Here is an 11,943-nt window from a genome sequence, read left to right as displayed (position 1 = left end):
TAATCCTTAACGGCTTTCAGTGAAAAGTTCGCGGCCAATAAGCATGCGGCGTATTTCTGATGTACCTGCACCAATTTCGTATAATTTAGCATCACGAAGCAGGCGGCCTGTTGCGTATTCGTTTATGTAGCCATTTCCGCCTAAAATTTGAATCGCATCAAGCGCCATCTTAGTCGCAAGCTCTGCGGCATATAAAATGGCACCGGCAGCATCTTTACGGGTTGTTTCACCACGGTCACAACAGCGAGCTACCGTATACACATATGAGCGCGCAGCATTCATTTGTGTATACATGTCGGCTACTTTGCCCTGAATTAACTGAAATTGACCAATAGGAGTGTCAAACTGTTTACGCTCATGAATGTACGGTACTACTATATCCATACACGCTTGCATTATGCCAAGCGGGCCTGCTGCAAGCACTACGCGTTCGTAATCAAGGCCACTCATAAGTACTTTAACGCCTTCGTTTAAGTTACCTAAAATGTTTTCCTCGGGTACTTCACAGTTTTCAAATACTAGCTCACAGGTGTTTGAGCCACGCATGCCCAGTTTGTCGAGTTTTTGCGCCGTAGAAAAACCAGGAAAGTTGCTCTCAACAATAAACGCGGTAATACCTTTAGCGCCGGCGTTTAAATCTGTTTTAGCGTAAATAACGAGTGTGTGTGCGTCGGGGCCATTGGTGATCCACATTTTGTTGCCGTTTAAAATGTACTTATCGCCTTTTTTTTCAGCTTTAAGTTTCATCGATACAACGTCAGAGCCCGCATTAGGCTCGCTCATTGCAAGGGCACCAATGTGCTCACCACTAATAAGCTTTGGTAAGTATTTTTCTTTTTGAGCTTGTGTACCGTTACGGTTAATTTGATTAACACACAGATTTGAATGTGCTCCATAGCTTAAACCTATAGAGGCACTGGCACGGCTAATCTCTTCCATAGCAATAACATGTTCTAAGTAACCTAAACCGGCGCCGCCAAGTTCTTCAGATACGGTCATACCTAGTACGCCCATTTCGCCCATTTGAGCCCAAAGTTGATTTGGGAAAGCGTTATCTAAGTCAGTTTTTTCAGCAAGAGGGGCAATTTCCTGACTCGCAAAACTGTTTACGTGGTCGCGGATCATATCGGCGGTTTCGCCAAGGCCAAAGTTCATTTCTTTATATAGTGAAATAGTGCTCATGATTCATTCCTGTGTGTCGTCAGTGTGTTGTTATTCTTAAAATAGGCTACTCGTCTATTTTATTAAGCGTATCTCTGCAGCGGCGCTCGGCCGTCACCAACTCCATAAGAACAACTTTAATGTCGTCCATTTGTTGAGATAGGTCAGACTTTTTATCGGCTATTAAATCAAGCATGGTAACCAGCTGCTTAGCACTCGACTTATCAGCGTCGTACAGTTCAAACAAACGGCCTGTTTCAGCAAGCGTAAAGCCCAATCGTTTACCACGTAATATTAGTTTTAAACGCACTTTGTCGCGTTTTGAATAAATACGTGTTTGACCATTACGATCAGGCGTTATTAACCCTTGATCTTCGTAAAAGCGAATAGAGCGGGTTGTAATGTCAAATTCTTTAGCGAGTTCGCTAATGCTAAATGTTTGTTCATTACTAGCCGGCATTTTGGCTGAGCTTGCAAAGTTTGTTTGATTATCTGGTTTCATAATTGTATTTACCTCATTCGAATAACTCCAATATAAGTGAAGTTTACGTAAAGGTAAAGCTTGGTGTGTTTTGAAACTATTTATAAAGGAGTGTTGGCGCGAAGAGTTAACTTATTTTATTAATTTTCAGTAGGTTAATTTTATTTCCTCAGTGTGGCCTAACAGCTGGAAAATAATGCTTACACTTATAAAACTAAAAATTAAGCTGTTTTTAGTTGACGTTGGCGTAAACGTTAGTATTGTGTGTAGGTATTAAATAATAAATGAATACTAAATTAATAGAGCAAATATACTAACAATTATTTGCATTAAATTACAACGGAGTTAGTTATGACTTTAGAATCAGTGGTAATTGTAGCAGCAAAACGCACCCCAATGGGTGGTTTTATGGGAGCGTTAAGTGATGCGCAGTCTACCGAGCTTGGCGCTACCGCCATTGCCAGTGCACTTGCACAAACTGGTTTAGCTAATGATGCAATAGATGAAGTAATTATGGGCTGTGTATTACCAGCAGGGCTTGGGCAAGCGCCCGCACGCCAAGCAATGTTAAAAGCAGGCCTTGCACTTAGCACTGGCGCTACAACAATTAACAAAGTATGTGGCTCTGGTTTAAAAGCCGCCATGCTTGCAAACGATTTAATTAAAGCAGGCTCTATCCAATCTGCCATTGCCGGTGGCATGGAAAGCATGACAAACGCACCGTACTTTATTCCAAAAGCACGTGGCGGTATGCGAATGGGTCACGGCGAAATAAAAGATCACATGATGAGCGACGGCCTTGAAGATGCTTACGACAACAAAGCAATGGGTTGTTTTGCACAAGACACCGCCGACGAGTACGGCATTGGTCGCGAGCAAATGGATGCATTTGCATTAGGCTCATTAAGTAAAGCAAAAGCAGCAATACAAAATGGCAGTTTTGATAACGAAGTTGCCCCGCATACGATGCAAACACGCAAAGGCGATGTAACAGTTTCGATTGACGAGCAACCAGGTAACGCCCGCCCAGAAAAAATTCCAAGTCTGCGTGCAGCCTTTAAAAAAGACGGCACTATTACAGCCGCTAATTCATCGTCAATTTCAGACGGTGGCGCGGCGCTTATATTAATGAGCGAATCAAAAGCAAAAGAGCAAGGCTTAACACCACTTTGTAAAATTGTGGCGCACAGCACGCATTCTCAAAAACCAAGTGAATTTACAGTAGCACCAGTAGGTGCAATAAGCAGCGTGCTTGGAAAAGCGGGTTGGGCTGTAAACGATGTTGACCTTTGGGAAATTAACGAAGCATTTGCCATGGTAACCATGCTTGCTATTAACGAGTTAAAACTTGATGAAAGCAAAGTAAACGTTAACGGCGGTGCATGTGCATTGGGTCACCCAATTGGTGCAAGCGGCGCGCGTATTTTAGTAACGCTTATTCATGCCCTTAAAAACCGAGGCCTCAAAAAAGGCATTGCGTCTTTATGTATTGGTGGCGGTGAAGCGGTTGCTATGGCCGTAGAAGCTTACTAATTAGGGTTACATGAATAGCTAGACGAATACTTTAACGAATAACTATAAAGGCGCTGCACTCATAATACTAACAAAGCGGCGCTACCAATTTTGAAAGAGAACACACAACTCACACACTAGGATTTAATCATGCACCAAGTACCACTACTTATTAATGGCGAATTTATTCAATCAGCGTCTAAAGAGTTTATCGATGTTATAAACCCAGCAACTCAAGAAGTACTTGCACAAGTGCCATGTACCACCGAGTCAGAAATGGACGCGGCAATTGCCTCAGCCTCTGAGACGTTTAAAACATGGAAAGACGTACCCATTACTGAACGTGCTCGCATTATGATGAAGTACGCTGCGCTATTAAAAGAACATCACGATGAGCTTGCTACCATTATTTGCCACGAATTGGGTAAAACATTTGAAGATGCAAAAGGCGATGTTTGGCGTGGTATTGAAGTAGTAGAACAAGCAGCTAACGCGCCATCATTAATGATGGGTGAAACAATGGAAAACGTAGCGCGTAAAATCGATACGTATTCTTACATGCAGCCACTTGGCGTATGTGCCGGCGTTACTCCGTTTAACTTCCCTGCAATGATCCCACTTTGGATGTTCCCGCTGGCTATTGTGTGTGGTAACACCTTTATTTTAAAACCGTCTGAGCAAGATCCACTTACACCAATGCGTTTAGCAGAGCTATTTATTGAAGCCGGCGCACCAAAAGGCGTATTACAAGTTGTTCACGGTACAAAACCACAAGTAGACCGGTTACTAGAAGATAAAGCAGTGCGTGCAATTTCGTTTGTTGGCTCGTGTGGTGTAGGTGCTTATATTTATTCTAAAGGCACACAAAATCTTAAACGCGTGCAAGCGTGTGTTGGCGCTAAAAACCACATGGTTATTATGCCAGATGCAAGTAAATCGCATGTCGTAAACAACCTAGTAGGCGCATCGGTAGGTGCTGCTGGTCAGCGTTGTATGGGTATTTCGGTTGCTGTATTTGTAGGTCAAGCAAGTCAGTGGGTAGATGAAATTAAAGCAGGCTTTGAAAATGTACGCCCAGGCGTGTGGGATGATGCAAATGCAGCATACGGTCCACAAACATCAAAAGCAGCAAAAGCACGTATTTTATCACTCATTGCCGGTGGTAAAGAGCAAGGCGCTACTTGTTTAATTGATGGTTCTGACTTTACGGTTGAAGGGTATGAGCAAGGTAACTGGGTTGGCCCAACGTTATTTACCGATGTAACCAAAGAGATGGATTTATATAAAGAAGAAATATTTGGTCCTGTACTGGCGTGTATGTTTGTAGACACGCTTGATGAAGCAATCGCACTTATTAACGACAGCCCTTACGGTAACGGCACCTCGTTATTTACGTCAAGCGGCGCAGTGGCTCGTAAATTCCAACACGAAATTGAAGTGGGCCAAGTCGGTATTAATGTACCAATTCCGGTGCCACTTCCATTCTTTTCGTTCACTGGTTGGAAAGGCTCGTTTTACGGCGATACGCACACGTACGGTAAACAAGGTATTCGCTTTTACACAGAAACTAAAACGATTACATCACGTTGGTTTGAAGACGACATTGCGTCGGGTCCAAACATGAGTATTAACTTAAAATAATCGTAATTAAAAAATGAGTAAATAAAAGAATAATTAATAATAAAGATGGGCGCGAAGGCTACTTCACACACAACACACATAAGCCTTCGCCGCTCGTCACAAACTACTCCCGTGACGGGAAACACTAACAACACAACTAACATAACTTACACAATTAAAGAGGTCTAACATGGACTTTAACTTATCTGAAGATCAACAAGCCTTTGCTCAAACAGCACGCCAATTTGCCGAGTCAGAACTTGCGCCCTATGCCGCAAAATGGGATCGCGAACATATCTTTCCTAAAGACACGATTAAAGCTGCGGGCGAGCTTGGTTTTTGTGGTTTATACACGCCAGAGGAAGCAGGCGGCCTTGGTTTATCTCGTTTAGATTCGAGTATTATTTTTGAGCAGCTTGCTATGGGTTGTACCGCAACAACGGCCATGTTAACCATTCATAATATGGCTACCTGGATGGTAGCAAGTTTTGGTACCGATGCCGTTAAAGACAAATACGTAGAGCAATTAGTAATGGGCGAGTTACTTGCCTCTTACTGTTTAACAGAGCCAGGGTCGGGTTCAGACGCCGCATCACTTAAAACAAAAGCCGTACTTGAAGGTGATGAGTACGTTATTAACGGCTCAAAAATGTTTATATCGGGCGCGGGCGAAACCGAAGTATTAGTGGTAATGGCACGTACAGGCGGCGAAGGCGCTGCGGGTATTTCGGCATTTGTAGTGCCTGCCGACGCAAAAGGCGTTGAATACGGCAAAGCAGAAGAAAAAATGGGTTGGAACGCACAACCTACACGCCTAATTAGCTTTGAAGATGTACGCATTCCGGCGCATAACTTATTAGGGGCAGAGGGAGAAGGCTTTAAATTTGCGATGCAAGGCCTTGATGGCGGCCGAATTAACATTGCCACATGTTCAATTGGTACAGCGCAAGCGGCGCTCAATACCGCCCGTGAATATTTAAAAGAACGTACACAATTTGGTAAACCATTGGCTGCGTTTCAAGCATTGCAATTTAAAATTGCCGATATGAACACCGAGCTTGTAGCTGCGCGCCAAATGGTTAGGCTTGCTGCGTTTAAACTTGATAATAACGACGTTGAAAAAACCACTTACTGCGCCATGGCTAAACGTTTTGCTACCGATGTTGGCTTTACCGTGTGTAACGACGCACTGCAAATTCATGGTGGTTACGGTTACATAAAAGAATACCCGCTTGAGCGCCATGTACGTGATGTACGCGTTCATCAAATTTTAGAAGGCACTAACGAAATTATGCGTGTAATTATTGCGCGCCGAATTTTAGCTGAGTCTGCAAGCGACGTTTTATAAGGAGCAATGTATGTCAGAATCAAAATCTAATCCGAGTATTGAACTTACAACCGAAGGTCATGTTGCTATTTTAACGATGTCTAATCCGCCAGCAAATACCTGGACAAAAGACACCTTAGTTGATTTAAAAAATACCGTTAATGAGCTTAATAATAATAAAAATATTTATGCATTAGTACTGACTGGTGAAGGCGAGAAGTTTTTTAGCGCTGGTGCCGACCTAAACGTATTTGCTGGTGGCGATAAAGGCGTAGCCGCCGATATGTCGCGTGTATTTGGTGAAGCATTTGAAGCGCTTAGTAATTTTAGAGGCGTGTCGGTTGCAGCCATAAACGGCTATGCAATGGGCGGCGGGCTAGAAGTCGCGCTTGCGTGCGATATACGTATAGCGGAAGAGCAAGCACAAATGGCGCTCCCTGAAGCTAAAGTTGGGTTATTACCCTGTGCGGGTGGTACACAAAATTTAGCATGGCTTGTAGGCGAAGGCTGGGCAAAGCGCATGATTTTATGCGGCGAGCGCTTAAAAGCTGATAAAGCCCTGCAAATCGGCTTAGTAGAAGAAGTAGTACTACAGGGTGAAAGCTTTGCGGCAGCATTAAAACTGGCCAACCAAGTGGCCGATCAAAGCCCCACCTCAGTTGCAGCATGTAAAACATTGATTCAAAAAGGGCGCCATCAACCAATGGCAAGTGTATTGCCTCTTGAGCGCGAGTTATTTGTTGGTTTATTTGATACCGAGGATCAACAAGAAGGCGTAAACGCCTTTTTAGAAAAACGCCGCGCTAACTGGGTAAACGGCTAATGAGTGCTTTAACAGTATTGAATAGCGCTGATGAGCCCGTAGTATTTGAAACTGCAGCCGCAGAAAATGGCAGTTTAATAGGGCTTATTACACTTAACGCGCCAAAAGCGTTAAATGCGCTTAATTTTGAGATGATCAAATTACTTGAGCCGCAATTGCGAGCTTGGCAAGACAATGAAGCTATTGCAATGGTTTTGTTAAAAGGCGCAGGCGATAAAGCATTTTGTGCAGGCGGCGATGTTGTAAGCCTTCATCATGCGATGGCGCAAGGTAAACCAACAAGTTTAGTTGAAGAGTTTTTTACATTTGAGTACAAGCTTGATTACCTTATTCATACCTTTGATAAACCAATCCTTGTTTGGGGTAACGGCATAGTGATGGGCGGCGGTTTAGGGCTAATGGCCGGTGCTAGCCACCGCGTTGTAACCGAAACATCTCGCATTGCCATGCCAGAGCAAACCATAGGTTTATACCCAGATGTAGGCGGCAGTTACTTTTTACATAAAATGCCACAAAACGTCGGGTTATTTTTAGGGCTAACGTCAGCATCAATTAACTGCGACGACGCGCGTTTTGTATCGCTTGCCGATCACTTTATCGATAGCAACAAATATGATGGCATGCTTGCGCAAATTTTAGCAGCTAAATGGGGCAAAACCGCAAGCTTAAATCATGAGCGTTTAACTAAGTTATTAACCGATTTAGACAACCAATCTGCGCGTATGCCAAAAGGCAATGTAAAAGCTAACCTAAAAACGATTCAAAAGCTGGGTGAGTTTACAACTTTGCAGGAGCAGGTAGATTATATTTTAGGGCTAACCACTGACGATAAATGGCTACAACGCGCTCAAAAGTCACTTAAACACGGATGCCCACTAAGCTGCGCACTCGTTAGTGAGCAATTAAAAACAAGTAAAGGCAAAAGCTTATTAGCGTGTTTTAAAATGGAGCTGGGTATGTCGGTGCGCGCTGGCGAAGTAGGTGAGTTTCAAGAAGGCGTAAGGGCGTTATTAATAGATAAAGACGGCGCGCCTAATTGGCAGTACAAAACACTTAGTGATGTCCCACAAACAATAGTAGACAGTTTTTTTGCTAATCGCTTTGGCGAAAACCACCCACTCAATGGCTTAGACACGCCAACACACAAATAAAGGAAAGACGATGACTAAACTCAATATTGGTTTTATCGGCTTAGGTAATATGGGCGGCCCAATGGCGGCTAACTTAATTAAAGCTGGACATACTGTGAGTGTGTTCGATTTAAACCAGTCGGTCGTAAATCAACTTGCAAGCAAAGGCGCAAAAGCAGTAGTTGATGCAAAGCAGTGCGCAACCAATGCTGACGTACTTATTAGTATGTTACCTGCAGGCAAGCATGTTAAATCGCTGTATTTAGGAAATAACGACGGCAGCGGTTTAATTAACGTGCTAAGCAATAATACATTAGTAATTGATTGCTCAACAATAGATGCAGAATCAGCACGCACTGTAGGCAGTGCACTTGGCAAACAAGGCATAAGCTTTGTAGATGCACCGGTATCGGGCGGTGTTGCAGGCGCAACCGCAGGCACACTTGCTTTTATTGTAGGCGGCGAAAAAGCCGCGTTTGATAAAGCACATACAGTGCTGAGTGATATGGGTAAAAACATATTTCATGCTGGCGATATTGGCGCAGGGCAAGTAGCAAAAATATGTAATAACATGCTACTTAGCATTTTAATGGCAGGCACCAGCGAAGCACTGCAAATGGGTATTAATAACGGCCTCGATCCTAAAGTACTTAGCGACATAATGACCGCAAGTTCTGGCCGTAACTGGACGCTTGAACTTTACAACCCTTGCCCAGGTGTAATGGATACAGTCCCTGCTAGTAACGATTACAAACCAGGCTTTATGGTTGATTTAATGGCTAAAGATTTAGGCCTTGCCATGGAAGCCGCGCAGCAAAGTAATTCATCAACCCCAATGGGTTCAATGGCTAAAAATTTATACACTATGCTACAGCACCAAGGTGCGGGTAGTGATGACTTTAGTGCCATTTTTAAACTGTTTTCTAAGTAGGAGCAACGCGTGGAAATTAAAAATAACACGGTAGTAATAACCGGAGGCGCACAAGGTTTAGGCTTTGCAATGGCGCAAAAATTTGCACTTATGGGTGCCAACATTGCTTTAATAGATATGGCACAAGACTTATTAAACACCGCATGCGAGCAACTTATGCAATTAATGCAGCTTGAAGGTGTAACCAGCAATATTAAAGGTTATGCCGCAAACGTAACAAATGAGAGCGAAGTAGAAAACGTATTTAATACCATTAACAGCGATTTTGGCCACATTGGTGTGCTTATAAACAACGCCGGTATTTTACGCGACGGCATGTTTATAAAGGCTAAAGACGGCAAAGTCATTAAAAAAATGTCTCTTGAGCAATTTCAATCAGTTATTGATGTAAACCTGACCGGTGTGTTTTTAGCAGGGCGGGAAGCTGCAAGCCACATGATTGAATCTGGTAAAGGCGGCGTTATAGTTAATATGTCGAGCGTAGCGCGAGCAGGTAACATAGGCCAAACAAATTACGCAGCATCAAAAGCAGGCGTAGTGGCACTTACCACCACATGGGCTAAAGAACTAGGTCGTTTTGGTATACGTGTAGGCGCTATTGCACCAGGTGTAATAAGTACCGCCATGACCGACGCCATGAAGCCCGAAGCCAAACAACGTATGCTCGCAGTAACGCCAGTAGGGCGCTTAGGCGAAAGCGACGAAATTGCGCATACTGCACAATACATAATCGAAAACGACTTTTTTACCGGCCGCGTGGTTGAAATAGACGGCGGCATTCGTTTGTAAAGTAAGCTGGATTAAGGTTGATTCAAAAAGCATGGCGCTTGTGGGCTGTGCTTTTTTTTTTTAATCGGGGAGATTTATAATCTTGAAAAAGGGCTGATAACGGCGTCGGCATTTTGTTGTGAAATTAGTTGCTCATTTGCTCTTAATAAAACCTAATGAGAGTGGCTTTTTAATCACTTCTTTAAATAAAAAAGCTCAACGCATTTAAGGCTTGTGTTTGAGTGTTAGGAGCAACATTTTGTTGGTTGACTAAACGAGTTTAAAAAAGCTAAAAAAAGTTCGACCTCATTATCTCCCATCGTTGTTGGGTGCCTCATAGAATTAAATCAAATAAACGAAGCTATCCAGTATAAATACGCTTTAATAGTACTTTTAGAATAACGCTTTAGATACATTTGTTCGGATATCATAGTTAAAAAAGGTGATTTCATGATATCAATCTCTAGTAAAAGTTAACTGTATATATACAGTACCTGTTGTTTTGTCCAATATTACTGATCTCCACCATTTCGGTATATTTGTGCATTGATTAAAAATAATTTCCAGTTAACTAATTGTTTACAGGTGTTTATTTGATGGTTAAGATAAATGCACTGTAATATATGGACATTTTTCGGTTTATAAAACGACAAATGTCGTAGACAAAATTGTTAAACGGCAAGGAGCATCTCGCATCGTGAAGGGTATCGAAAAAAGTAAAGCTCAAAAGTTGATTCTTAAAATTGAGAAGGGTCAATTTGATGAAAATGACATAGATAGCTTGTTTATGCGAATGAGAGCTTATTCAAACAAGATGCCAGTTTTCCGTGAAATTGCTGACTTTGTTGCTCACAATGATCAAAGAGATCGTGGGTTAGCAAACCAATCATTAGAAACAATGTACTTAAGAATGAAATATTTCCTAGAGTATAATTCCCCTAAGAAATCATTAGATATATCTTCACCTTTTCCTCTTTGGATTAAGAAGTTAATGGTTCTTCAGGTAAATAAATTTAAAGAATCAGTGCTTAAAGAAAAATTCAATGTTAGCCAGCAAAGATTAAAGAGTCGTATTGAAAACGCTTTCAAAGATGATAAAAAAAATAAAACAGCCACTTTAAAAGATGGCAAGTTATCTCAACAAACATTAGAAGCTATTCAACATATTATGGGGTTTCTAGTTTCTGATGTGGCATTTACACAAGAGGAATTGATAACTGAGCTTGTAAGTGTCATCGTTTCAAATAAACTTCTAATAGATAAAGATTTATTTCTAAAGCAATCAGATAAAATTACTCTTTGTACACTTCTCTTGTTGCATAACGCTACTTTTGATTTTAAAGGTCATAAACTTGGCTATACACAAATAAGTACAGAGAAAGAGTCAATTTCCCATAACACAAAATTTGTCGATGCAGATGGGAATGAAGTAGAGCATATCGAGTCATTTGGCAATTTGCATGTTACTGGTTGGGTGGTGCTAAATAATAATGGCAAAGATGTAACAATGGGGCATCCGATTATGTCTACAAATTTAGACGCTGAAACTTGGTGTGTAAATGAGCTTTTTCATATAGAACCATTTAATGATGATATGCCAAATCACATGTGCAAAAGAATAAAACTTAAGGGTGATTTAACTATTTCGGATTGTTTTCGCATAGGGGAAGTCGCCGTTTAACAAGTCGTTTAAAAGGACAAAAAACAGTTGGCTTTTGCTCCTTCGTCGCTTATTTTAGCCAACAATTTTTTGCCTCTTAACGAGGCGTTGAGGCTGTAGAATTACTCTTTTTAGGAACGTATCCAACTATTCTTGGTTGGTTGCTTTTTAACCTTGAATCCATCTGTTCGCTGTGATCTAATAGATATTATTCACCCACGGTAAACTGTTATGGCTAACTACAAGCCTGACTTATCCTGTCAAAATAAATTCATTCCTATCAATTTCGCTGAGCAAATTCTGCCTGGCACTTTTGAGTATGCCCTTTGTTATATTGTCGAAAATAAACTCGATTTATCGGGGTTTGACGCGTGGTACAACAATGACAAAACGGGCGCGGCGGCGTATCCACCTTCGGTAATGCTAAAGATTATTTTACTGGGCTATGCACATGGTTTGATCAGTAACCGTCGAATTGCTAAAGCGTGTGAGACGAACATTTTATTTATGAGTGTGTCGGGAGATATCCA

11 protein-coding genes are annotated in these 11,943 nt (G+C 41.9%); 9 read left to right on the top strand and 2 right to left on the bottom strand.

Annotated elements, in window-relative coordinates:
* Positions 1-6: 6 nt before the first annotated feature.
* Entirely contained in the window at positions 7-1,182 is a 1,176-nt protein-coding gene (locus tag GQR45_RS09935) for an isovaleryl-CoA dehydrogenase (protein WP_165725794.1), read from the bottom strand.
* Between the two features lie 46 nt (positions 1,183-1,228).
* Positions 1,229-1,663 (bottom strand): MerR family DNA-binding transcriptional regulator, encoded by a 435-nt coding sequence (locus GQR45_RS09930; RefSeq protein ID WP_024592405.1) that lies wholly within the window; start codon positions 1,661-1,663, stop codon positions 1,229-1,231.
* A gap of 330 nt (positions 1,664-1,993) precedes the next feature.
* On the opposite strand from GQR45_RS09930, the gene GQR45_RS09925 reads away from it, so the two are divergent.
* From GQR45_RS09925 to GQR45_RS09885, 9 genes are all read left to right on the top strand, one after another.
* Complete coding sequence (locus GQR45_RS09925) at positions 1,994-3,175, top strand: acetyl-CoA C-acyltransferase (RefSeq protein ID WP_165725793.1); 1,182 nt, start codon at positions 1,994-1,996, stop codon at positions 3,173-3,175.
* Between the two features lie 129 nt (positions 3,176-3,304).
* On the top strand, positions 3,305-4,795 hold the full coding sequence (locus GQR45_RS09920) for a CoA-acylating methylmalonate-semialdehyde dehydrogenase (RefSeq protein WP_165725792.1): 1,491 nt from the start codon (positions 3,305-3,307) through the stop codon (positions 4,793-4,795).
* 169 nt (positions 4,796-4,964) lie between these two features.
* Positions 4,965-6,122 (top strand): acyl-CoA dehydrogenase family protein, encoded by a 1,158-nt coding sequence (locus GQR45_RS09915; RefSeq protein WP_010552837.1) that lies wholly within the window; start codon positions 4,965-4,967, stop codon positions 6,120-6,122.
* A gap of 10 nt (positions 6,123-6,132) precedes the next feature.
* On the top strand, positions 6,133-6,924 hold the full coding sequence (locus tag GQR45_RS09910) for an enoyl-CoA hydratase (protein WP_165725791.1): 792 nt from the start codon (positions 6,133-6,135) through the stop codon (positions 6,922-6,924).
* The gene (locus GQR45_RS09905; protein WP_165725790.1) at positions 6,924-8,075 is read left to right on the top strand and encodes an enoyl-CoA hydratase/isomerase family protein; all 1,152 of its coding nucleotides are present in this window, start codon (positions 6,924-6,926) and stop codon (positions 8,073-8,075) included. Before GQR45_RS09910 ends, GQR45_RS09905 begins: the two co-directional genes overlap by 1 nt.
* A gap of 10 nt (positions 8,076-8,085) precedes the next feature.
* On the top strand, positions 8,086-8,985 hold the full coding sequence (mmsB, locus tag GQR45_RS09900) for a 3-hydroxyisobutyrate dehydrogenase (protein WP_165725789.1): 900 nt from the start codon (positions 8,086-8,088) through the stop codon (positions 8,983-8,985).
* A gap of 9 nt (positions 8,986-8,994) precedes the next feature.
* A complete protein-coding gene (locus tag GQR45_RS09895; RefSeq protein WP_165725788.1) occupies positions 8,995-9,774 on the top strand; it encodes an SDR family oxidoreductase in 780 nt (259 codons plus the stop codon).
* Positions 9,775-10,450: 676 nt separating this feature from the next.
* Positions 10,451-11,434, top strand: a complete 984-nt coding sequence (locus GQR45_RS09890; protein WP_165725787.1) for a hypothetical protein — start codon at positions 10,451-10,453, stop codon at positions 11,432-11,434.
* A 210-nt stretch (positions 11,435-11,644) separates the two neighbouring features.
* Positions 11,645-11,943: transposase (locus GQR45_RS09885; protein WP_165725786.1), on the top strand; the 299-nt coding region annotated here is incomplete at its 3' end.

Origin of the sequence: Pseudoalteromonas sp. SA25, assembly GCF_011378705.1 — a bacterium.
Taxonomy (GTDB): Bacteria; Pseudomonadota; Gammaproteobacteria; order Enterobacterales; family Alteromonadaceae; genus Pseudoalteromonas; species Pseudoalteromonas arctica.
The sequence above is the reverse complement of the archived record's forward strand: the minus strand, read 5'-3'. Positions and strand labels throughout refer to the sequence as shown.